This window comes from Caulobacter sp. CCG-8 (genome assembly GCF_037402475.1).
GTDB lineage: Bacteria > Pseudomonadota > Alphaproteobacteria > Caulobacterales > Caulobacteraceae > Caulobacter.
Map to the genome: position 1 here is coordinate 168,754 of NZ_JBBEUD010000005.1, position 23,460 is coordinate 192,213.

Genomic DNA, 23,460 nt, shown 5'->3' on the forward strand with positions numbered 1-23,460 from the left:
TATGGAATAATATCTTATAGTTTGGAGTTTGAGCGTCAACCCGCCGCGACGGGCCGGGCCCAGTCGGGCCGTTGGTCGAGTTTGTAGGCGCGTTTGGGCAGGGTGTAGGTGAGGTCGACGATGAGCTCGGCGGCCTCGACCTCGTCCATGCGGTGCTCGGCGACCATGCGGGCCAGGAACGCGCTGTCGACGCGGCGGGCCACGTCGTGGCGGGCGGGGATAGACAGGAACGCGCGGGTGTCGTCGTTGAAGCCGACGGTGTTGTAGAAGCCGGCGGTCTCGGTGACCTGCTCGCGGAACCGCATCATGCCCTCGGGGCTGTCGTGGAACCACCAGGACGGGCCCAGCTTCAGCACCGGATAGTGGCCGGCCAGCGGGGCCAGCTCCCGGCTGTAGACCGTCTCGTCCAGGGTGAAGAGGATGATCGACAGGCGCGGGTCGTTGCCGAACTTGGTCAGCAGCGGCTTGAGGGCCTCGACATATTCGGTGCGCATGGGGATGTCGGCGCCCTTGTCGCGGCCATGGCTGGCCAGAAGCCCGACATTGTGGTTGCGGTGCGAGCCGGGGTGGATCTGCATGACCAGGCCGTCGTCCAGGCTCATGCGGGCCATCTCGGTCAGCATCTGGGCGCGGAACAGCTCGGCCTTGGCTGGGGTGACATCGCCCTTCAGCAGGCTCTGGAACAGGGCCTCGGCCTCGACCGAGCTGAGGTCGGCGGTGGCGGCGGTCGGGTGGCCGTGGTCCGAAGACGTGGCCCCGGCGGCGATGAAGGCCTGGCGGCGCAGGCGGTGACCTTCCAGATAGCCCTTCCAGGTCGTGACGTCCTGGCCGCTGACCTCGGCGAAGCGCTCGAACGATCGGCCGAAGCGTTCGTCCTCGAAGTCGATGACCGCGTCGGGGCGATAGGCGGTGACCACGTGGCCGCCCCAGCCGCTCTCGCGGATGGCCTTGTGGTGCTCGAGCCGATCCTGCGGGCCCTCGGTGGTGGCCAGGGTCTCGATATTGAAGCGGTCGAAGAGCGCCCGGGGCCTAAACGCCTCGGTGGCCAGGGCTTCGTTGATGGTGTCGAAATAGAGGTCGGAGGTCTCCGCGCTCAGGAACACCTTGATCCCGAACACCTGGCTGAACACGTGGTTGAGCCACAGCCAGGACGGGGTGCCGCGGAAGAGGTGGAAGTTCTGGGCCAGCAGCCGCCAGGCCTCGCGCGGGTCGGTGCTGGGCACCCCGGCCTTGGAGCGCACCTTCAGGGCGTCCAGCGAGACGCCCTGGCTGTAGAGCATGCGGAAGAGATAGTGGTCCGGCGCCAAGAGCAGATCGGTGGCGTCCTCGAAGGGCGCGTTGGCCGCGAACCAGGCCGGGTCGGTGTGGCCGTGCGGGCTGATGATCGGCAGGGCCTTGACCTGGCCGTACAGCGCCCGGGCGATCCCCCGCGTGCGCTCGTCGGCCGGGAACAGGCGGTCGTCGTGAAAAACCAGAGGCCGGGTCATGGAACTGCACCTGGAAAAAGGGCGGCCGACGCCGGGACGCCGGCCGCAGGGGGAGGACGAAAGAGGCTAGGGCAGGGGCGTCAGCCCCTCCGCGCGGACGGTCCAGCCGGACCGGGGGAAGCCGGGGGCGGGCCCCTTGGAGCCGTCCCAGCCGGCGGCCATCATGCCGACGGCCAGAAGCAGCGAACCGTTGGACGGGAAATAGGTCTCGGCCGCGCGGCGATACCCCGGACCGTCGGGACCGACCCCGCCGGGCGCGCCGGGCGTGAAGGCGATGGCGTGCTCGTCGGCGTGGACGCGCGGCGTCATGCCGGTGACGCCCCACTGGTTGTTCTTCAGGTCCTTGAACAGCCAGTCGACCGCGTCCTCCGGCTGCCCCAGGCGGGCGGCGGTCATGGCCACCATCGGGAAGTCCCAGCCCCAGGTCTGGCGCAGGTCCCAGTGGTCTTCGGTGGCCTTGAGCGTCCGGCGCATGGTCTGCGGATCGATCCGGTCGCCGCCGATCAGGCCGTAGGCCATCAGGAACGAGGGGTGGTCGCGGTTCTCGCACGCGCCCGTCGCGTGGCCGTCGCAGGCGGGCGAGGCGGCCCGGGTCCAGAGGTCGGGCGAGCTTTCGGTCGCCAGGTAGAGGCCGTCGCGCTGGGGGGCTTTCGACATCCTGTCGATCACGTCGTCCCAACGCGGCTCGCGCGGCAGGCCCCGGCGCACCCGCCAGGTCTGGGCGATCTGCAGGCCGCGCCGGAAGTATTCGACCTCGAAGGTCGGGTTCACGGTGGTCAGGGGATCGTAGTTCTCCTGCACCGGGATGATCGGCGGGCCCAGCACGTAGCGCCCCGCGGCGGCGTCCCAGCGCGGCCAGGCGGCCAGCAGGCGGGCGGTCTGGTCGACCAGTTCGCCGTAGCGCGCCAGGGTCGCCGGGTCGGGATGGGCCCGGAAGGCCAGCTCGGCCATCAGGATCGGGTGCGGCTGCTGCCACATGATGAAGGGCGAGATCGAGCTGGGGCTGTTGCGGCCCTCGGGCCCGGCCATCTTCGGCCACCAGGCGCCCTCGATCCCGTGCCGCCGCGCCTCGGCCCGCGCCTTGGGCAGGTCGGCCAGGTACCAGGCCAGGCCGCGCTCCAGTTCAGCGGGCCGGCCCCAGGGGGCGAACCAAGCCGAATGCCAGGGATGCATTTCCAGGTGGAACTTGCCGTTCCAGCTGTTGGAGAACAGGCCCTCCTCCTGGGGCGGGGTGTCGCCCGCGCCGTTCAGGGCCGACAGGTATTGCGACAGCACCACCCGGCGTTCCAGCTCGGCGGCGCGGGGATCGGTGCTGCCGGTGAAGTCGACGACCCCGCCCTGGGTCCAGTAGCCGCGCCAGCGGGCGGTGACGGCGTCGCGGGCCTGGGCGTAGGCGAGGGGCGGCGGGGTCTTGGCCGTACGGCTGAAGCCGACCATCACCACCAGCCGGTCGCCGGCCCCCGGGCAGACCGTGAAGGCATGCGGGCCGCTGGCCGCGATCGTCGCGCCCGGCGCGTCGATGCTGGAGCCATAGACCGTGCCGTCCAGGCGGCGCGACAGGACCAGGCGGCCCGGCGCGCGGCCGGTGACGGTGGTCGTGTGGCGCTCGGGATGGGTCCAGTCCGACGGGTCGGGATTGAGGTTCGACGACACGCCGGGATAGCGCACCGAAACGCCCAGCCGGCCGGCCGCCACCAGGGGCGAGACGATCTCGACCAGGACCACGTCGCGGTCGGGCTGGACCCTCGTCTCCACGCGCACCGGCTGGCCGTCATAGACGAAGGTGCTGGTCAGGACGCCGCTCCACAGGTCCAGGGTCTGGCGGGTCTGGGACAGGTCGGCGAAGGCGGCGGGGCGGCCCTGGGCGTCGCGCAGGTCCAGGGCGACGCGGCCCAGCGAGAAGTGGTGCGGGTTCTCGCGCAGCCAGGCGTCGGCCGGATCGGGTTTCTCCAGCCCGCCTTTCATCCAGGCGTAGGGCTGCTTGCCGCGCCCCGGGACGTCCACCGGGGTCAGGCCGTCGGCCTCGGTGTAGCCCTTGGGGTTGGGGAAGCTGTGCCACGACCACTGGGCCATGGTCAGCAGCGGGGCCAGGGGCGAGTACTGCTCGGGGAAGGTCTGCAGGCCGGTGATGTCGGCGGTGAAACCCAGCCGGCCGTTGCCGACCATCATCGGCGCGTGCGGATCGACGGCGGTCAGGCTGGGGTCGTGGCGCGAGACCAGGGCGTGGCGGTCGATCGGCTGGGCGAGGGCGGGACCCGCGACGGCCAGGGCGAGGCCAATGGCGAGCGGGGCGGCCAGCGAAGCAAGGCGGATCACGGCGTCACCGCCTTGACCGTCACCCAATCGAAGTCGGCGACGCCCGGCTTCGCCTGGCCCGGGTCGCTGTAGGTGAACAGGGCCGGCCGCGCGCCTTTCCACCAGCTGAAGCGCAGCGGGGCGGGGCCGCCCAAGGCGACGAAGGTCTTGCCGCCGTCCAGGCTGTAGCTGTAGCGCGCGGTCTGGTCGGCGACCTCGACCCGCAGGTCCAGGACCTTGGCGGCCAGGGCGGGACCGGAGCCTTCGACGCCCGCCGACGAGAAGGCCACGCGCGCGGCGCCGTCCTTCCGGACCACGCCGATCCAGCTGATCCCCTGGCCGAACATCGCCAGGCCCGCGCGCTGGCCGTCGACCAGGCCGCCGGCGTCGAGGCGCGCGGTGATCACCGAATGCTCGGCCTGCAGCACCTGGGTCAGGGTGTTGCGGGCCGAGACCAGGTTCGGCGCCGGGGCCGAGGTCAGGCGCAGGAAGCCGGAGCGCTTCGTCAGGCTCCAGCGGCGGTCGTCGGGATTGTGGTTCCACTCCCACTGCGGCCCCAACCGGGACGCGGCGAAGGTGTCGGAGGTCTGGGGCTGGACCGGCGGGAAGCGCCCCCCGACATCGGGCATGGCGTGCTCGGCCACCGGCTGGCCGGCGGTCTCGTCGGGCCCGGCCCCCGGGATCGGCTCGCCCATGACCGGCCAGTCGTCCTTCCAGGACACCGGCTGCAGGTGGACGATGCGGCCATAGGCGCCGGCGCTGTTGAAGTGGACGAACCAGCCCTGGCCGGACGGGGTCTCGACCCAGCCGCCCTGGTGCGGGCCCTTCCAGGCGGTCCGGCCCGGCGCCAGCACCGCGCGGTGCTCGTAGGGACCCCAGATGTTCCGCGAGCGGAGCACCGCCTGCGGGCCGGTCTCGACCCCGCCGATCGGCGCGAAGATGTAGTACCAGCCGTTGCGCTTGTAGAGCTTGGGTCCCTCCAGCACGGGCAGGGTCTTGGGGTCCTCGACGATGACCTTGCCGGCGTCGAGCACCGACTTGCCGTCAGGCGCCATGCGATGCAGCACCAGCGGCCCGGCCCCGACCTTGCCGTGGATCAGATAGGCCTGGCCGTCGTCGTCCCAGAAGGGGCAGGGATCTTCCAGGCCCGCCTGGGCGATCACCGCGACCGGCGCGCTCCACGGCCCCTCGGGCCGCTTGGCGGTGGAGACGAAGATCCCCTCGTTGGGCGTGGGGAAGTAGACGTAGAACAGCCCGTCGTGATGGCGGATCGACGGGGCCCAGACGCCGCCGGCGTAGCGCTGGCCCACCGTCCGCTGGTCGCGCGGCATCCGCGCGCCCGTGTCGTCGGTGGGGACGGGGCCGGGCAGGTCGTATTCCGGCGCGAAGGTCAGCTTCGGCAGCACGTGGCCCAGGATCGTCCAGTGGACCAGGTCCCGGGACTCCAGCACCGGCAGGCCCGGCGAGAAATGGAAGGTCGAGGCGACCATGTAGTAGCGGTCGCCGACCCGGATCACGTCCGGGTCCGAATAGTCGGCGTGCAGGATCGGGTTGCGGTAGGTCGCCGCCGGCTGCGCGGCCAAGACGGGCGCGGCGGCCATCGCCAGCGCTCCACCGAACGCCAGGGCCGAAAGTCCCGCCAGTCCAAGCTGCTTCACGCGCATCGCACAGGTCCCATCACGACGATCAGAGGGCGGTCGGGCGCGCGCAGGGCGGGGAAGGACCGCCGAACGGACGCGCGCCCGGGTCAGGAGGAAGCGTCGAGCGGTCCGGGGTGATCAGGCCCGGTCCCGCTCGAACAGAAACACACGTCTCCTCCGGACGTCTCTAGAACTTCAGCTTGCCGCCCAGGAAGAAGGTGGTTCCCAGGACGTCGTAGGTGGCCGCGTAGGTGTTGGCCGACGGCGACGAGCTGCCCAGGACCGGCGGGTCCCGGTCGGCGATGTTGTTGACGCCGCCGTACACCTGGACGTTCTCGACGATGTCGTAGGTGAACGAGGCGTCGAAGTAGTTCTGGGCCGGCAGCTTGGGGTTGGTCAGGGTGTCCAGGCTCGGAACGGTCCCGCCCGCGCGCTTGGGCAGGATGTACTTGTCGGTCATGACCTCGCCGACATAGCGGTGGCGCAGGTTCAGGGTCAGCGGGCCGGTGCGCCAGATCACCTGCGTGCCGCCCTTCCATTCGGGGATCGGCTGGCCGCAGGTCGGGCCGTAGGCGCCCACGCAGTAGTTCTTGATGTTCGGGAAGGCCTGGACGGGGGTCGAGGTGAACTCGTCCAGCCAGGTCCACTGGGTGGAGATCTCGAACCGGCTGTCCTGGCTGAGGCCCGGGATGCCGAAGTCGGCGCTGAACCGGTAGTTGGCCACGAAGTCGACGCCGGCGGTCTTCAGGCCCCCGGTGTTGGCGTTGGTGATCGTCGCGTAATAGGGCGGGGCGATCTCGCCGGTGACCGGGTTGCGCTTGATCGCCTGGCAGAACTCGCTCGAGGCGTTCTGGACGATGTTGTAGCAGAGGTTGAGGGTGTTGTTCAGGCCGCCGCCCAGGGCCGAGATCGCGCCGTCCAGGTTGATGTTGAAGTAGTCGATGCTGACGGCCAGGCCGGGCAGGGCGCGCGGGGTGATGACGGCGCCGAACGTGTAGGTGTCGGACTTCTCGATGCCGACGTTCGGATTGCCGCCCTGCAGGTTGCCGATGATCGTGTTGGACTGCACGCCGGGCGTGAAGACCGCCGCGGCGGGGACGCCGGTGGCCACGCAGACGGCGCGGACGGCGGCGGTCTGCTGGGCGACGGGGGCGCGGCTCGAGCACGGGTCGGTGGCCGCGTCGAAGCTCTGGGCCAGGCCGCCGTACAGCTCGCCGACGTTCGGGGCGCGGATGGCGTGCTGGAACTGGCCGCGGAAGTTGACGTCGGACGTCACCTGCCAGGCGCCGCCGACCGAGTAGGTCCAGACCCCGCCGACGCCCTTCAGGTTATAGTCGGAGTAGCGGAAGGCGCCGTTGGCGCTGAGGTTCTTGACGAACGGCAGGTCGGCCAGGATCGGCACGCGGGCCTCGCCGTAGACTTCCTTGACGATCGTGCTGCCGCCGGTCGGCAGGCCGGGGTTGAAGCCGACCACGTCGCCCGAGCGCAGGAACTCGTCGGGGGTGTAGCGGGCCGAGTTGTAGCGCCACTCGAAGCCGGTGGAGAAGTCGACCGGGCCGGCCGGCAGGCTGAAGGCCTCGCCCGACAGGTTGGCCGCCGCGACCTGCTGCTCGGCCTCGGTGATGTTGGTGGCCGCGATCGAGATCGCCTGGACCCCGGCCGTCGAGATGTTGGCCCCGAAGATGTTCAGCACCGGCGGGGCGCCGCCCACCGACAGCAGGTTGGCCTGGAAGCGGCTGCGCGAGGCGTTGCCCTCCTGGTGGTCGGTCTCGGAGGTGCGGGCGTAGGTGTAGTAGGCGTCGTAGCTGAGGTTGCGCAGGAAGCTGTCCGAGACGCTGCCCAGGTCGCCGCGCAGGCCGGTCGCGAAGCGCCAGACGTTGCGCTCGGCGTTGTTGCGGCGCAGGCCGATCTCGCGCAGGCGACGGCCCACATTGATCACCGCCAGGCCGTCGCCGGCCACGGTGGTGCGGGTGGCGGTGCCGGTGGTCACCGTCGTGGTCCCCACCTCCTTCAGGTCCATCTGCCGGAGCACCTCCTGCATCTGGGGCGAGAGGTAGGGGTTGTTGGTGTTGAACAGGAACGGGCCGTTGATGTTCGTCGGCGCCAGCTGCATGTCGACGACGTTGTTGCTGAAGTGGCCCTCCACGTAGCCCGTCATCCGGCTGTTGAAGTCGTAGTGGCTGAAGGCGTTCAGCATCCAGCGCTTCTGCGGGATGATCAGGTAGTTGTCGGGACCCAGGTTGAAGTCGTCCTGCGGGGTCAGGGCGGGGCGGGCCGTCGTGCCGGCGGTGTCGAAGGTGAAGCCGCGCGAGCCCATGCCGCTCAGGCCGGCGGCGATCAGGGCCGCGTCCAGGCCCGGGGTCGAGCCCGCGCCGCCGACGGTCGGCACGCCGGTGAAGCGGCCGTTGGGGATGTCGCCGCTGCCGCCGGCGATCAGGCCCATGCGGCCGCCGGCCTGGGCGCAGGTCTGGCCGGCCGGGATGGCCAGCGGCACGCCGGCCTTGCTCTTGCTGAACGAGCCGGCGGTGACGCAGCCGTCCGACAGGGAGTCATAGGTCCAGTGCCCGCGCATGCCGCGCGAGATGGCGCCGCGATCCAGGTAGTTGACCGAGACGACGGCGTTGCCGCGGCCCTCGGCGAAGTTGCCGCCCACCGTCAGGTCGAGGTTGTAGGTCGGGGTGGTGGTGTGGCTGTCCCAGCTGGTCTGGCCGTTGATCTCCACGCCCTCGAAGTCGTCGCGCATGATGAAGTTGACGACGCCGGTGATGGCGTCCGAGCCGTAGACCGCCGACGAGCCGCCGGTCACCACCTCGGTCTGCTTGATCAGCGAGACGGGGATCGTGTTGATGTCGGTGGTCTGGTCGGCGCCGGCGATGGCGAAGCGCCGGCCGTTGACCAGCACCAGGTTCCGCTGCGCCCCGAAGCCGCGCAGGTTCAGCGTGGCGGTGCCGCCGGGCACGGTGTTGGCGGTCTGGCCGTTGTTCTGCGAGCCCACGAACTGCGGGTTGGTGCCCAGCAGCTGTTCGGCGTTCACGGTGCCGGACAGCTTGAACTCCTCGGCCCCCACGACCGACACCGGCGTCGGCGCGCTGAAGCCCCGCGAGGCCAGGCGCGAGCCGGTGACCACCACGGTCTCGACCGTCGACGCGTCGTCGTTGGCGGTCGCCGGCGGCGTGGCCTGGGCTTGTGCCAGCGCTGGCACAAGCAGCAGAGCCGCGGCCAGGACGGCGGGCGAAGCCGCGCCGAAGTAGTGCTTGTTCATTGTCGTTCCCTCCTGAGGCGGCTCTTGGGGCCGCTCGTTGCGCATAAGGTCGGTTAGAAGGTCTGGCTGACGGTCCCGTCGAAACGGTGATCCTCGAGCCAGCGGCCGCCGAAGCTCCGGAAGCCCGTGACCTGGTCCAGCGCGAAGTTGGCCGGAGCCTTGGGCAGGCGGAGTCGGAAGAGGTCGATGTCCTGGACGTCCCGCATCCAGAAGGCGGGGCGGGCGTCGGGCGCCTCGACCGCGATCTCGACGTTGCTCATCTCGATGTTGCGGGCGTGGCGGATGAAGAAGCCGGTGGCGGGCAGGTCGCCGAACATGTCCGGGTCCGGATAGGCCTTGTCGGCCTCGGGCGGCTGGCGGCGGGCCAGCTCGGCCGAGCCGCCGCCCTGTGAATGGAAGTAGACGTCGCTGATCTTGACGTCCTCGACCGGATGGCCGGCCACGCCGGCGATGATCGAGGGCTGGAACGTGGCCCCGTGGCTGACGATGTTCTGGATCGTGATCCGCCGCAGCTTACCCACCTCGACGCCGGCCGGGCCGCGCATGCGGCTGCCCAGGCGCAGGAACAGGGGCGGGAAGCCCAGGCCGCGCATAGTGATGTTGCTGATGGCGATGTCTTCGGTCAGCGCCCCGTCCATCGTCTCCAGGGCGATGCCGTAGCAGTGGTCGAACACGCAGTTGGTGATCGTCACGTTCTTGAAGCCGCCGTTCGACTCCGTGCCCAGCTTGATCCGGCCGTAGCCGTGGAAGCCGGGCGGCATGGTCTTCCAGGTGCCGTCGATCACCGAGCCCATCTCGTAATTGCCGGTCAGCAGGCAGTCGGAGATCGTCAGGTTCTCGGTGGGGCGGGCGTAGCCCAGGGCGAACGAGCTCTTGGGGCAGATGCCGTCGTCCCACGGCGAGTTGATCGTGCAGTTGGTGACCCGCACGTTGCGGCAGCAGTCGATGTCCAGGCCGTCGCGGTTGGTGTCGACGATCAGATTGTCGATCGTCATGTTGTCGACGCCCGTGGCCAGCAGGGCGAACCAGCCGCCTTGCAGGATCTTGAAGTCGCGCAGCAGCACGTTGCGGCAGTTCTTCAGGGCGATCGCCTTGTCGCCGACGCCGGGGCCGGAAACGTCCGGCGGATCGTCGGGGAAGCGGTGGCCGCGGGTCAGGCCCTTGCCCCAGATCAGGCCGGTCCCGACGATGGCGACGTCGTGCAGGCCCTCGCCGAAGATCAGGCTGTTGGTCCAGTGGCTGTGACCGTAGTCCTGATAGGCGTTGCCGGCGCCGGGGCCGGGATCGTCATAGCCGTTGGGCGCGACGCCGGTCGGGGCGGCGGCCAGCAGCACGGCGCCTTCGCCCAGGTGCAGGGTGACCTTGCTCTTCAGGCGCAGGGTGTAGCAGGCATAAGTCCCGGGCGGGAAATGCACGACCCCGCCGCCCTGGGCCGCGGCGGCGTCGATGGCCTTGTTGACGGCGGGGGAGTCGACGGCCGCGCCGTCGCCCACGGCGCCGAAGTCGCGGATGTTGAACCAGTGGGCGGCCGGGTCGGTGCGCTTGGCCCGAAGGTCTTGGGGTTGGGCGGAAGCAGGGGCGGCGGAGAGCGCCGAAGCGCCGGCCAGGCCCGCGAGCACGAGCCCTCTTCGATCCAGTCTCATCCTGCGCGTCCCCTCGTTGAAAACCTGTCTTCCGCAGGCTCGTTGCAGGCAGGAAACAGTCGGATACCACCGGTGTCAAATGATTTTGGTACCGGTAGCATTGAAAATGCCAGCGCTGGCACATGAGCTGCTAGCGCTGGCAACGCTGTCAAAGGCGCGCTATGCCATATGGTGGGAAAACGGGAGGGCTTCGGTGGCTCAAGGCGAATTCGGCGCGACACTGTCGGTGACGATCGACGACGTGGCCGAGGCGGCGGGCGTCTCGATTCGCACGGTCTCGCGGGTGCTCAACAAGGCGCCCAATGTCGGCGACGAGACCCGCAAGACGGTCCTGGAGACCATCGCGCGGCTCGGCTACAGCCCCAGCATCCGCGCCCGGGCCCTGGCCTCGGGGCGCTCGTTCCTGATCGCGGTGGTGCAGGACGACCCCAACGCCCACGTGATCAGCGCCCTGCAGCGGGGCATCGTCGAGACCTGCTCGCGGCACGGCTACGAGCTGGTCGTCCACCCGGTGCGGTTCGGCGATCCCGAGGTGGCCGCCGACGTCGAGAGTTTCGTGCGCCGCTCGCGGGTGGACGGGCTGATCGTCCTGCCGCCCACCTCCGAGATCGCCGCGATCCCGGCGCGCCTGACCCAGCTGGGCGTGCCTTCGGTGGGCATCGCCTCGGTGTCGCTGCCGGAATATCCCTGCATGCTGGTCAGCGACGAGCGGGGGGCGACGTTCGAGCTGGGCCGGCGACTGGTCGAGCTGGGCCATCGCCGGATCGCCATGATCGAAGGCCCGCCGCACTTCCGCTCTGCCCAGCAGCGCAAGGCCGGCTTCCTGGCGGCGCTGCCCGGGCCGATGCCGGACGCCTATCTCCAGAAGGGCGACTACGGCTTCGACAGCGGCCTGGCCGCGGCCGATGCGCTGCTCTCGCTCGACCAGCCGCCCACGGCCATCTTCGCCTGCAACGACATCATGGCGGCGGCGGTGATCAAGGCCGCCCGCGAGCGCGGCGTCGACGTCCCCGGCCAGCTGTCGGTGGCCGGGTTCGACGGCAGCGACCTGGCCGCGATGATCACGCCGGCCCTGACCACGATCCGCCGCCCCCTGACCGAGATGGCCCGGCTGGCGACGGAGAGCCTGCTGGCCATGATCGAGGACCCGAAGAGCGCATCGTCGCACGAGCCGATCGCTCTCAGCCTGATCCAGCGCCAGTCGATGGCCGCCCCGGGGGAGGTCTAGGCTAGAACCGCGCTTCCAGCCCCAGGCGGACCTCGCGTCCGGTGTGGTGCTGGTAGTTGGCCAGGTCGCTGCTGTCGGTGAACTGGCGCTGGGCCCGGTCCAGCAGGTTGCCGCCCGCGGCGGTCAGCCACCAGCCGCGCGCGATCCGGTAGCGGGCCGATAGGTCCAGGCTGGTGTAGGCGTTGACCCCGTCCATGTCGCCGCCGGTCGGGGCGGGGACGGCGGTCAGGTAGCGGCCGCGATGCGACAGGGTCGCGCGCAGGTCCAGGCCGTTGCGGCGATAGGCGGTGGTGATCGTGCCCACGACGCGCGGCGAGCCCAGGCTGTCGTGGGCGATGAACGGCGTGCCGTCCAGGGCCCAGAACCGCATGCGCGAGCGGGTGTAGGTCACCCCGCCCCGGACGCTCCAGCCACGCAGGGACGGCCTGACCCGGTCCAGCGGCGCCTGGAAGGCCAGCTCGATCCCGTCCAGATGGCCGCCGCCCTGGTCGGTCCGCGTCAGGAACTGCCAGATCGGCAGGTCCGGCGCGCAGCCGGGCAGGCGGCCGCACGCCGTGGTCGCGATGCTGTCGGGCAGGCCGAACGGATTGTCGGAGAACACCGTCGGCGCGGTGGAGGTGACCTGGACGCTGGAATGGATGGTCTTGTGGAACACCGCCGCCGAGAGGATCGCGCCGGGGGCGAAGTACCATTCCAGGGCGGTGTCCAGGGTGTCGGCGCGGGCCGGGCGCAGGAACGGGTCGCCGGACGAGACCGATCGAAGGCCTCCGGTCGAGACGTTGATGCCGGGGCGCAGGCTGCGCAGGTCCGGCCGGGCCATCACCCGAGCGGCGGCGAAGCGCAGCAGCAGGTCGTGGCGCGGCTCGACGGCCAGGTTGAGCGACGGCAGCAGGTCGTCATAGTCCCGCGTCGCCGACACCGGGGCCACGAAGCCGGGCGCGGCGGGATCGGTGGTGAAGCCCTGCGACGCCTGGCGGGTGTGGGCGTAGCGCAGCCCCAGGTCGCCGTGCAGCGACAGCATCGCGGGAACCGCGAAGGCCGCCTGCAAATAGGCGGAGGTGTCGTGCTCCTCGACCGCGTAGTTGAGGCCCAGCAGCGGCTCGGGGCCCAGGTCCAGCGCGCCGCAGGCGCCGGACGCGCAGGCCGTCTGGAACAGGGCGAAGGCCTTGGCGACGTCCGGCGCCAGCCAGGCGTCGGGCGTGCCCGCCGCGGTCGCGAAGCGGTCCGACCAGGCCTGGCGCAGGTAGGCGGACGGCGGGATCGCCGCCAGGGTCGGCGGGATGTCGGCGTTGAGGTTGGCGATGCTGCCGTCCGACCGCGCCTTGGCGATGGCGTCGGTGCGATAGACCTTGTGCTGCACCCCGCCCCGAACGGTCAGGACGCTCGACGGCGTCCATTCCAGGTCGAGGCCGACGGTCTTGAAGCTGTTGTCCACCCAGTTGGGTTCCGAGCGGACCTCGGCCAGGGTCAGGCCGGCGCCGCTCGTCAGGTCTGCCGAGCCGAAGTCGATCAGCGGCCGCCGGCGGTCGCGGAAGTCGTAGCGGAACCCCTGGACGTCGTACTGGTCCAGCTGGACCGTGGCCTGCAGCGGATTGCCGAAATCGGACCGGCTGTAGCCGGCCAGGGCCTTCAGGGTCAGTTGGTCGGAAAGCCGCTGGCTGACCGACAGGGTGGTTTGGCGGAAGATGGTCTTCAGCCGGTCCAGCCGCGACTCGGCGCGGACGTCGACATTGTCGAACGTGCCGGCGACCAGGGCCGACAGGCCCGGCCGCGGGGTGACGATCGTGGCGTCGCGCACCCGCACCGCGGCCAGGCCGCAGTCGGGGTTGAGCGGCGCGCGGCAGGCGCCCGACGTGCGGAAGGTGAAGCTCTCCAGCAGGTCCTCGCGCCGCTCCGAGGACAGTTCAGAATAGAGGAGGTCCAGGGACAGGTCGGTGCGGTCGGTCGGCCGCCACTGCAGGCTGCCGGTCAGGCCCAGGCGCTCCTGCTCGACGCTGAAGGCCTCCAGCCGGGGGATGCGGGGATGGAGGGCGGCGTTCAGGGCGGCCAGGTCGGGCGCGCCGGGCGCGGCCTCGCCGAACCCGGGATAGACCGTGTCGCCGGCCTGCCATTGCCCGGCGTTGGTGCCGACATCGGCGACCGCCCGCTTGGCGTAGGCGCCCGAGACCAGGACCCCGAACCGGTCGTCCTGGCTGCGGCGCGACAGGATCGCCGAGACGCGCGGGACGGCCTTGTCGCTGCCGAAGTTGTACGCCGCCTCGACGGTCAGCTGGGCCCGGGAGCGGGGGCCTTCCAGCGGCGAGCGGGTCTGCAGGTCGACGGTCGCGCCCAGCGAGCCCTCGTCGACATCGGCCGACGGGGTCTTCTGCACGCGGATCTGGTTGAAGAGGTCGCTGGCGAAGACGTTGAAGTCGAAGGCCCGGCCGCGATTGGTGCCGCCGCCGGCGTTCGAGCCGCCGAAGGTCGCCAGGGTCTCCATGCCGTTGATGCGCACCCGGGTGAACTCGCTGCCCACCCCGCGCACGCTGACCTGCCGGCCTTCGCCGCCGTCGTTGGTGACCGCCACGCCGGGCAGCATCTGCATGGCGTTTCCCAGGCTGGGCTCGGCCAGGCCGCGCAGGTCGTCGCCCAGGAGGATGTCGCTGCTCTCGGCGGACAGCCGCTTGCGCCACAGCGCCTCGCTGACGGCGTCGCGGGCGATCACCTGGACGGCGCCCAGGGCGGCGGGCTCGCTGTCCTCGGGCGGCAGCAGCCGGGGCCGCGAGGGGGTGACGGCGGGCGGCGGCGCGGCGGGGCGGATGCTGATCACCCCGTCGGCGCTGACCGACAGCTCCAGGTCGGACCCGCGCAGCAGCCGCCGCGCCGCCTCGGCCGGCTCCAGACGTCCGCGCACCGCCGGCGCCGACCGGCCCCGGACCAGGGCGGCGGGCGCGATGATGATGGCGCCCGTCTGGCGCGACAAGGCGAGCAGGGCGGTCGATAGCGGCTGGGCGGGAAGGTCGACGGGCCTGGCCGGCGCGGCCTGGACCGTCGCCGGCGCCAGGCTCAGGCCGAGGGCCAGCGCCGCCGAGAGGCCGGCCAGTCGGAAGCCGAGACCGGCGACGCGGGTGTCACCGGGCATGAGGCTCCGGCGCGCGTTTCGGATCGGCGGCCACCAGGACCCGTCCGCCCTGGCCGTCGGGGACCAGGCGCACGGGCAGCACGCGCGGCAGTTCGGCGACGAAGCGGTCGGCCTGGGCGATGTCGAAGGCGGCGGTGACCTTCAGCCGGCCCGTCGAGGCCGAACCGATGGCCAGCGGGCTCCGGCCATAGCGGTTGAGGTCGGCGACCACCTCGGCCAGGGGCGCGTCCTCGTAGGCCAGGCGGCCCTGGCGCCAGCCGCCCGCCAGGTCCGGCCGGGCCAGCGCGCCGACGCTGACGCCGCGTGCGTCGGCCAGCGCGGTCTGGCCGGCGCGCAGGGTGACCGCGCGATCCTCGTCGCCGTCCGAGACCTGGACCACGCCCTGCTCGACCTCGACCCGCACGTCGCGGTCGGCGCCGTGGTGGACGTTGAACCGCGTGCCGACCACGCGCACCAGGGCGTCTCCGGCCTGGACCGTGAACGGATGGCCGTCCTGGTGGGCGACGACGAAGAAGGCTTCGCCGCGCTCCAGCGACAGGGCGCGCGGCCGCCAGCGCGAGGCGGCCCGCAGGCGCGAGGCCGGGGCCAGGGTGATCTGGCTGCCGTCGTTCAGGGCGATCTGGCGGGTCTCGCCCGGTCGCGTGTCGTAGGCGGGGCCGGGAAGGGCGAAGACGACGAGGGCCAGGCAGGCCGCCAGCAGACCGCCGGCGGCGGCCAGCGCCGGAACCCGCCAGGGGGAGGGGCGGCGCGCGGCGGGGCGCGCCGCGGCCGGGGCGACGCCCAGGCTCCGCAGGTCGCCCAGCATCAGGACCACGCCTTCGGCCTCCTCATAGGCGCGACGGTGCAGCGGGTCGGCGTCCAGCCACGCGCCGAACAGCCGCGACCGCTCGGGCGGGAAGTCCTCGCCCGCCACCGCCAGGGCCCAGGCGCGGGCGGTCCGGCCGATCGGCGAGTCAGGATCGACGGCTTCGTTCACGCGACAGTCCTCGGTAATCGGCGGTTCCATGGATCAGGGCGCGCTGGCAGACGGCCAGGGCCTCCTCGACGGTCTTGCGGACCAGCGACTGCGAGACGCCGAAGCGCTCGGCGATCGCCACGAAGCTCTGGCCGTCCAGACGGTTGGCCAGCAGGTATTGGCGGTGCCGGTCGGGCAGGCCCTGCACGACCTTCTCCAGCAGGCCCATCTGCTGCTTGGCGATCAGGCTGCGCTCCAGGTCCGGGGCCTCCTCGCTGTCCATCGCCAGCAGCGGCGCCGAGGAGTCCAGGGTCCGGGTGGCCCGCGCCAGGCTGCGGCGTTCGTCCAGCATCAGGTTGATCGCCACGCGGAACACGAAGGCCCGTGGGCTTTCCAGCCGCTCGGCGCCCTGCAGCTCGCCCAGCTTGAAGAAGGCCTGCTGGGCCACGTCCTCCGGATCGGGAGGGCCGGGGCCGAACCGGGCGCGCAGGAAGGCGCAGACGTCGCGCCATTCGCGGGCGTAGGTCGCCGAATAGGACGGACGGTCGCGCCATCGGCCTTCGACGCGATCCGGCCCGACGCCGGTTGGCTCGACGCGGCTTGGCCTGACGATTCGAAGCTTGGGCGTCTTCGCCTCGAACACCGGTGCTCCCCAGTCACGTCGGTCTTTTTCTTGAGGCCGCGACGATGAGGGGGAAGGGCCCCGCGATCAACCGGAAGCGAAAAAAATCGGAGCGACACGAACTTTTTTGTGCGGATCGACATGGCGAAATCGTCGTTTCCTTCCGCTCTGAAAAGGGGAAAAATATTCAGCAATTTTAGTATGATACCGCTAACTTTTCCTCTTTTCTCCGCGTTCTCGCCATGTCTATCCTAATGACACCGGTGACAAAAGGCCGGACGAAAAATGGCGGCTCGCGAACCGCCAGGACGATCTGGGGAGGAAGAGTCCATGACCAAGTCCATGCATCCGCACACCTGCGCCCTGCTGCGCAACTCATCGCGCCTGGCGCTGACGGCCGCTCTGACGGCGGGCCTTTCGATGGGTCTGGCGACCACCGCCGCCCAGGCCCAGACCGCTTCAGGGGCCGCCGTCGAGAACACCGTCGACGAGGTGGTCGTCACCGGCTACCGCGCCTCGCTGCGCAGCGCGATGGAGACCAAGAAGACCTCGGACGTCATGCTCGACGCCATCAACGCCGAGGACATCGCCGACTTCCCGGATTCGAACCTGGCCGAATCCCTGCAGCGCCTGCCCGGCATCTCGATCGACCGCGACAACGGCGAGGGGCGCACGATCAGCGTCCGCGGCCTGAGCGGCGACTTCAGCCGCGTGCGGATCAACAACATGGAGGCGCTGTCGACGGGCGCCGCCAACGACTCCGGCTCCAGCCCCAACCGCTCGCGGGCCTTCGACTTCAACGCCTTCGCCTCGGAGCTGTTCAGCTCGGTGCGGGTGACCAAGTCGTCGTCGGCCTCGGCGGACGAAGGTTCGCTGGGCGCGACGGTCGACCTGATCACCGGCAAGCCCTTCGACTACAAGGGCGCCGCCTTCGCGGCCTCGGCCGAGGATTCCTATTACGAGAACGGCAAGACCCACAGCCCGCGCCTGACCGCCCTGGCCTCCGACCGGTGGTTCGACGGCAAGGTCGGCATGCTGGTCTCGGGCGCCTACGCCAAGCGCAAGTCGGTGGACGACAGCTATGCGCGCGGCGGCGGCTCGTCGGACTACACCTATCGCGGCTCGACCTGGACCGGCGACGAGCTGCCCGGCCGCGCCGGCTTCGCCGCCCCGACCGGCACGGTGTTCCGCGCCCTGATCCCGACCACCCTGACGGGCGCGGCGCTGGACGCCTACAAGGCCAACCCGGCCAACTACTACAACCCGCTGGCCAACCCGGCCGCCTACGCCGAGATGACCGGCTCGGACCCGGCGGCCTACGCCAAGCTCTATCCGAACTGCGCGGCCGCCACGGCGGCGCCCGTCGCGGGCGTGACCCCGACCAGCCCGGGCTGCAACGACTCGCTGATCCGCTTCCCGGCCCTGCCGTCGCTGACCGAGAAGGACGTCGACACCGAGCGTCTGGGCCTGACCGCCGCGTTCCAGATCGAGATCAGCGAGCGCACCAAGCTGACGGTCGACGCCCTGTATTCGCGCTTCAAGAGCGAGACCACCAACTACGGCCTCTCGCCCGTCGGCCTGAACCGCAACAACACCAACGCCAGCTACCAGTACGGCGCGAACGTCCCCACGGCGACCGCGCGGGCCGGAACGGCCATGACGGCGGCCCAGCGCCGCGCGCTGTATCCCGGCACCTGCACCTACGCCGACGAGACCGATCTGAACCCCGGCCAGGACTGCGGCCAGTCGCTGTACGGCACGACCCCGCTGCCGGGCTACAGCTTCAGCTACACGCCCTACAACCTCGATCCGTACGAGTACTATACGAACCCGCTGTCGCCCGGTTACGCCGGACCCGAAGCCTCGCTGCCGTTCCGCGGCGACCTGATCGGCCGTCCGTCGGTCAAGCTGCTCGACGCCGAGGTCGTGGGCCAGAACGCCGAATATCTGAAGCTGGGCAACGTCGACTGGCGCTCGTACGCCGACCGCGGCGCCTACACGACCGACTTCAAGCAGGTGTCGCTCGACCTGACCCACGAGTTCAGCGACAAGTTCCGCGGCCAGTTCAGCGCGGGCATGTCGGAGTCCAAGAACGACAACCAGGGCACCCTGGTCGAGTTCAACTACATGGACGCCCAGGAGGCCTTCATCTTCGACGAGCGGGGTGCCACCGGCATGCCGCGGTTCGACGCCGGCTTCAACGCCGCCGATCCCAAGAAGTGGGGGATCATCAAGGGCTTCTCGGCCATGCGCAACTACAAGCGCGAGACCGACAACACCTACAAGGGCGTGAAGGCCGACTTCACTTACGAGGTGGACGACAACTGGTCGCTGAAGTTCGGCGCCACCGGGCGCAAGTACGAGTTCAGCACCAACCAGTTCGAGCGCAACAGCGACCTGCTGAACCCGACCGAGAAGGAAGCCGGCGTCAGCATCGCCTCGCTGGGCCAGGTGATCGAGTTCGGCCAGGGCCTGGACGTGCCGGAGGGTACGACGACCAGCTTCTTCGCGCCCAGCCTGGAGGCCTTCGACAAGGTCTTCGGCTTCACCTGCAACTGCATCAACAAGTACGGCGACTACCGCATCACGCGGAAGCGCAACCGCTCGGCCTCGTTCGCGGTGAGCGAGAAGAACTACGCCTACTACGCCGAGTTCGACTTCAACTACGACGTCCTGGACGGGCGGCGCCTGTCGGGCAATGTCGGCATCCGCCAGACCCACACCGCCGTGGACGCCCAGGGCGAAACCACCGCCGGCCGGCCGATCTACGGCGGCAACAGCTATGACGACACCCTGCCGTCGGGCAACGTGACGTTCGAGGCCTTCCACAACTTCTACATCCGCGCCGCCGCGGCCAAGGTCATGGCCCGTCCGCTGCTGGGCAACCTGTCGCCGGCCGTGACCGGCATCAGCGTCCCGGGCGACGGCTCGACGACGGGCGGCACGCTGACGGTGGGCAATCCCAAGCTGTCGCCGTTCCGCGGCGAGGCCTACGACCTGGCGGCCGAGTGGTACTTCCGTCCGGGCGGCCTGATCAGTCTGGCCTACTTCCGCAAGGACATCTCGTCGTACCCGCAGACGATCTTCTACGAAGCGCCGCTGACCGAGTTCCTCGACGCCGACGCGATCACCGCGCTGAAGGCCCAGTTCCCGGGCGCGACCGGCGCCGACGTCCTGCGCCGGGCCTATATCGACGCCAACTATCCGTTCCTGGCCCGCCAGGTCCGCGACGCGCCCGGCGGGGTCCTCCAGGGCTGGGAGTTCAACTTCCAGCAGGACCTGACCTTCCTGCCCTGGTACTTCAAGAACCTGGGCATCCAGTTCAACGCCACCAAGCTGGACACCGAGCTGACCTACATCCTGGATCCGGGGTCGGTGAACGCCACGACCGGCGTGGTCACCAAGGCGCCGACCTACGGCAAGGCGCCGTGGCTGGGCTCGTCGCCCAAGGGCGTCAACTTCACGGTCTACTACGAGACCGACAAGTTCAACGCCCGCATCTCCACGGCCTATCGCGACCAGTACTACACCGCCTATCCGCTGGCGGCGGGCAACTGCGATCCGGGCCTGCAATCCACCGGCGCGGCGTGCGACAGCCCGCTGATCAACGAGTTCAACGGCGCCAAGTCGACCATGAACGTCGACTTCTCCATGCGCTACTCGCCGATCGAGCAGGTCAGCATCACCTTCGAGGCGCTGAACATCACCAACGAGATGTCCGAACGGTTCAGCTACAACGACCCGGTCATCCAGTCCTACGGCGGCGCCGGCCCGAACTACCGGATCGGCATCCGCTACAAGTACTGACCCCATCCGGCGCGGTCGCCCGGCTCGACGCCGGCGCGATCGCGGCCGATCGCCAAGCCGCCTCCCGCGGTGACTTCGGCGGATGGCCGTCCTTTCCGGCCGTCCGTCACCTTTTTTCCAGTACAGAGTCCGGAGTCGACGGATGCGTTTCACGGCCCTTGTCCTCGCCGCCGGCCTGGCGGTCGGTTCCGCCTCCGCCGCCCGGGCCCAGACGCCGGTCCCCAACCCGCCGCCGCACTTCAACGCGATCAAGATCGTGCTGGTCGGCGACTCCACGACGGCCGTCCAGGGCGGCTGGGGACCCAGCTTCTGCGCCAAGCACGTGACGTCGTTCGCCGCCTGCATCAATCTGGCCCGGGGCGGCCGCAGCAGCGGCAACTACCGGACGGAAGGATCGTGGGCCTTGGCGTTGAACGAGATCAAATCAGGCGGCTTCAACGACACCTACGTGCTGGTCCAGTTCGGCCATAACGACCAGCCCGGCAAGCCGGGGCGCTCGACCGACCTGGCCACGGAATTCCCGGCCAATCTGAAGGCCTATGTCGACGAGATCCGCGCGGCCGGTGGCAAGCCGGTGCTGGTGACCCCGCTGACCCGCCGCCAGTTCAAGGGCGGCCAACTGGTCGACGACCTGGGCCCCTGGGCCGAGGCGGTCCGCAAGGTCTCGGCGGAGACCGGCACGCCCCTGGTCGACCTGCACGCCGACAGCCACGCGGCCGTCCAGGCGATGGGCGCGGCCGAGGCGACGCGCTTCGCCCAGCGCCCGCCGGCGCCCCACGTGCTGGAGGCGGCCCGGACGGGCACGACGATCGCCGCCGACACGCCGGCGCCGGGCGCGGCCGCGCCGGCTCCCGCCGCGTCGCCGCCGCCCGCTCAGAACAACGCCGCCGTCGAGCCGATGGGCCAGGCCAAGCTGTCGTTCGACTACACCCACCTGGGCGAGACCGGCGCGGACTATTTCGCGACGATCGTCACCGCCGACCTGGCCAAGGCCGTGCCGGCCCTGCGCCGCTTCCTGATCCCCTAGTTCCGCGTCTCGAAGGACCTCGCCGTGCGCCTGACCCGTAGAACCACCCTGGCGCTGGCCGCCGGCGCCGCCGCGACCGGCGGCCTGAGCTCGGCGCGCGCCGCCGCGCCGGCCTCGCCCCTGCGCCTCTGGTACCGCCAGCCGGCCCAGGAGTGGGTCGAGGCCCTGCCGATCGGCTCGGGCCGCATGGGCGCGATGGTGTTCGGCGGGGTGGCGGCCGAGCGGCTGCAGCTGAACGAGGACACCCTGTGGGCGGGCGGGCCCTACGACCCGGCCAATCCCGAGGCGCTGAAGGCCCTGCCGGAGATCCGCGCCCTGATCGACGCCGGCGACTACGCCAAGGCGACCGAGGTGGCCGACGCCCGCTTCATGGCCACGCCCAAGCGGCAGATGTCGTACCAGACCATCGGCGACCTGAAGCTGGCCTTCCCCGGCCTGGACGGCCAGCCGACCGGCTATGTCCGCGACCTGGACCTGGACGGCGCGATCGCCACGACCCGCTTCGCGGTCGGCGGGACGACCTACACCCGCCAGGTGATCGGCAGCTATCCGGACCGGGTCATCGCCGTGCGGCTCAGCGCCGACAAGGGCAGGGCGATCTCGGTCGATCTGTCGTTCGACAGCCCGCTGAAGTCCAAGCCGGTCTCCAGCGTCGAGGGCCGCGACACCTTGGTCCTGGCCGGCGCCAACGACAGCCAGCAGGACATCCCGGCGAAGCTGACGTTCGAATGCCGCGTCCAGGTGCTGAACAAGGGCGGGACGCTGAGCGCCAAGGACGGCGTGCTGTCGGTGGCGGACGCCGACGAGGTGCTGCTGCTGATCGCCGCCGCCACCAGCTATCGCCGCTTCGACGACGTGGGCGGCGACCCGGTCGCGATCAACAAGGCGGTGCTGGCCAAGGCCTCGGCCAAGGGCTGGCGGACCCTGCTGGCCGCCCACCAGACCGACCACCGGGCGCTGTTCCGCCGCGTGGGCGTCGATTTCGGGACCACCACGGCGGCCCTGAACCCGACCGACGAGCGCATCAAGGTCTCGCAGACCACCGACGACCCGGCCCTGGCGGCGCTGTACTACCAGTACGGCCGCTATCTGCTGATCGCCTGCTCGCGACCCGGCGGTCAGGCCGCCAACCTGCAGGGCGTGTGGAACGACAAGACCTTCCCGCCGTGGGGCGGCAAGTACACCATCAACATCAACACCGAGATGAACTACTGGCCGGCCGAGCCGACGGGCCTGGCCGAGTGCGTGACCCCGCTGATCGAGATGGTCCGCGACCTGTCCGTCACCGGCGCCCGCACGGCCAAGGTGATGTACGACGCCCGCGGCTGGGTCGCCCACCACAACACCGACCTGTGGCGGGCCAGCGGGCCGATCGACGGCGCCAAGTTCGGGGTGTGGCCGACCGGCGGGGCCTGGCTCTGCAAGCACCTGTGGGACCACTACGACTACAGCCGCGACCGCGCCTACCTGGCCGACGTCTATCCGCTGATGCGCGGCTCGGCCCTGTTCTTCCTGGACGCCCTGGTGGTCGATCCCAAGTCCGGCAAGCTGGTCACCAACCCGTCGATCTCGCCGGAGAACAGCCACGGCCACGGCTCGTCCCTGGTCGCGGGGCCGACCATGGACCAGGCGATCATCCGCGACCTGTTCACCGCCTGCATCAAGTCGGTCGCCATCCTGGGGACCGACGCCGACTTCGCCGCCCAGCTGACGGCCGCCCGCGAGAAGCTGGCGCCCTACAAGATCGGCAAGGACGGCCAGCTGCAGGAGTGGCAGGAGGACTGGGACGCCGACGCCGACGACATCCATCACCGCCACGTCTCGCACCTGTACGGCGTGTTCCCCAGCGACCAGATCGCGGTCGACACCACGCCCAAGCTGGCCGACGCGGCCAAGGTGTCGCTGAACACCCGGGGCGACATCTCGACCGGCTGGGCCATCGCCTGGCGGCTGAACCTGTGGTCGCGTCTGGGCGACGGCGACCGGGCGCACAGGATCCTGTCGCTGCTGCTGGGTCCCGAGCGGACCTATCCCAACATGTTCGACGCTCACCCGCCGTTCCAGATCGACGGCAATTTCGGCGGGACCTCGGGCATGACCGAGATGATCCTGCAGAGCCGCAACGATCAGATCCTGCTGCTGCCGGCCCTGCCGTCGACCTGGCCGACCGGACATCTGACGGGCCTGCGCGCCCGGGGGGCGGTGGGGGTGGACGTGATCTGGTCCCGCGGCAAGCTGGAGACGGCGGTGCTGACCGCCGCCGCCGATGGCCGCCACCACGTGCGCTACGGCGCCGCCGCGATCGACCTCGACCTCAAGAAGGGCCAGCGCGTCCGCCTGACGGTGCGCGACGGCGTGCTGCGGAGAGCCTGA

Annotated in this window: 12 protein-coding genes; 4 read left to right on the forward strand and 8 right to left on the reverse strand. The window is 70.5% G+C overall.

The window, feature by feature from the left end; all coding sequences use genetic code 11:
• Positions 1–35: 35 nt before the first annotated feature.
• From uxaC to WAE60_RS06460, 5 genes are all read right to left on the reverse strand, one after another.
• Positions 36–1,487, reverse strand: coding sequence for a glucuronate isomerase (gene uxaC / locus WAE60_RS06440; RefSeq protein ID WP_337685468.1), 1,452 nt, complete (start codon positions 1,485–1,487; stop codon positions 36–38).
• A gap of 66 nt (positions 1,488–1,553) precedes the next feature.
• Entirely contained in the window at positions 1,554–3,803 is a 2,250-nt protein-coding gene (locus tag WAE60_RS06445; RefSeq protein ID WP_337685469.1) for a hypothetical protein, read from the reverse strand.
• On the reverse strand, positions 3,800–5,446 hold the full coding sequence (locus WAE60_RS06450) for a glycoside hydrolase 43 family protein (RefSeq protein ID WP_337685470.1): 1,647 nt from the start codon (positions 5,444–5,446) through the stop codon (positions 3,800–3,802). Before WAE60_RS06450 ends, WAE60_RS06445 begins: the two co-directional genes overlap by 4 nt.
• A 163-nt stretch (positions 5,447–5,609) precedes the next feature.
• On the reverse strand, positions 5,610–8,684 hold the full coding sequence (locus WAE60_RS06455) for a TonB-dependent receptor (protein WP_337685471.1): 3,075 nt from the start codon (positions 8,682–8,684) through the stop codon (positions 5,610–5,612).
• Positions 8,685–8,737: 53 nt separating this feature from the next.
• A complete protein-coding gene (locus WAE60_RS06460) occupies positions 8,738–10,303 on the reverse strand; it encodes a glycoside hydrolase family 28 protein (protein WP_337685472.1) in 1,566 nt (521 codons plus the stop codon).
• A gap of 217 nt (positions 10,304–10,520) precedes the next feature.
• Between WAE60_RS06460 and WAE60_RS06465 the strand changes: the two genes are divergently transcribed.
• The gene (locus tag WAE60_RS06465) at positions 10,521–11,555 is read left to right on the forward strand and encodes a LacI family DNA-binding transcriptional regulator (RefSeq protein WP_337685473.1); all 1,035 of its coding nucleotides are present in this window, start codon (positions 10,521–10,523) and stop codon (positions 11,553–11,555) included.
• Between the two features lies 1 nt (position 11,556).
• Here WAE60_RS06465 and WAE60_RS06470 read toward each other — a convergent pair whose 3' ends face one another.
• Genes WAE60_RS06470 through WAE60_RS06480 form a run of 3 tightly spaced genes read right to left on the reverse strand, consistent with a single transcriptional unit; the run spans position 11,557 to position 16,274 of the window.
• The gene (locus tag WAE60_RS06470; RefSeq protein ID WP_337685474.1) at positions 11,557–14,676 is read right to left on the reverse strand and encodes a TonB-dependent receptor; all 3,120 of its coding nucleotides are present in this window, start codon (positions 14,674–14,676) and stop codon (positions 11,557–11,559) included.
• Positions 14,666–15,652, reverse strand: a complete 987-nt coding sequence (locus WAE60_RS06475) for a FecR domain-containing protein (RefSeq protein ID WP_337685475.1) — start codon at positions 15,650–15,652, stop codon at positions 14,666–14,668. Before WAE60_RS06475 ends, WAE60_RS06470 begins: the two co-directional genes overlap by 11 nt.
• The gene (locus tag WAE60_RS06480) at positions 15,630–16,274 is read right to left on the reverse strand and encodes a sigma-70 family RNA polymerase sigma factor (protein WP_029915318.1); all 645 of its coding nucleotides are present in this window, start codon (positions 16,272–16,274) and stop codon (positions 15,630–15,632) included. The genes WAE60_RS06475 and WAE60_RS06480 overlap by 23 nt, the downstream gene beginning before the upstream one ends.
• 309 nt (positions 16,275–16,583) lie before the next feature.
• On the opposite strand from WAE60_RS06480, the gene WAE60_RS06485 reads away from it, so the two are divergent.
• The 3 genes from WAE60_RS06485 to WAE60_RS06495 all read left to right on the forward strand — a co-directional run bounded on the left by WAE60_RS06485 (position 16,584) and on the right by WAE60_RS06495 (position 23,460).
• Positions 16,584–20,060, forward strand: coding sequence for a TonB-dependent receptor (locus tag WAE60_RS06485; protein ID WP_337685476.1), 3,477 nt, complete (start codon positions 16,584–16,586; stop codon positions 20,058–20,060).
• Positions 20,061–20,202: 142 nt separating this feature from the next.
• Entirely contained in the window at positions 20,203–21,087 is an 885-nt protein-coding gene (locus WAE60_RS06490; protein ID WP_337685477.1) for a rhamnogalacturonan acetylesterase, read from the forward strand.
• 24 nt (positions 21,088–21,111) lie between these two features.
• Positions 21,112–23,460 (forward strand): glycoside hydrolase family 95 protein, encoded by a 2,349-nt coding sequence (locus tag WAE60_RS06495; protein ID WP_337685478.1) that lies wholly within the window; start codon positions 21,112–21,114, stop codon positions 23,458–23,460.

Bases quoted from the DNA above. Each gene is read 5' to 3' on its own strand.
- WAE60_RS06455 (WP_337685471.1), bottom strand. From the start codon at position 8,684: ATGAACAAGCACTACTTCGGCGCGGCTTCGCCCGCCGTCCTGGCCGCG.
- WAE60_RS06450 (WP_337685470.1), bottom strand. From the start codon at position 5,446: ATGCGCGTGAAGCAGCTTGGACTGGCGGGACTTTCGGCCCTGGCGTTC.
- WAE60_RS06490 (WP_337685477.1), top strand. From the start codon at position 20,203: ATGCGTTTCACGGCCCTTGTCCTCGCCGCCGGCCTGGCGGTCGGTTCC.
- uxaC (WP_337685468.1), bottom strand. From the start codon at position 1,487: ATGACCCGGCCTCTGGTTTTTCACGACGACCGCCTGTTCCCGGCCGAC.
- WAE60_RS06470 (WP_337685474.1), bottom strand. From the start codon at position 14,676: ATGCCCGGTGACACCCGCGTCGCCGGTCTCGGCTTCCGACTGGCCGGC.
- WAE60_RS06485 (WP_337685476.1), top strand. From the start codon at position 16,584: ATGACCAAGTCCATGCATCCGCACACCTGCGCCCTGCTGCGCAACTCA.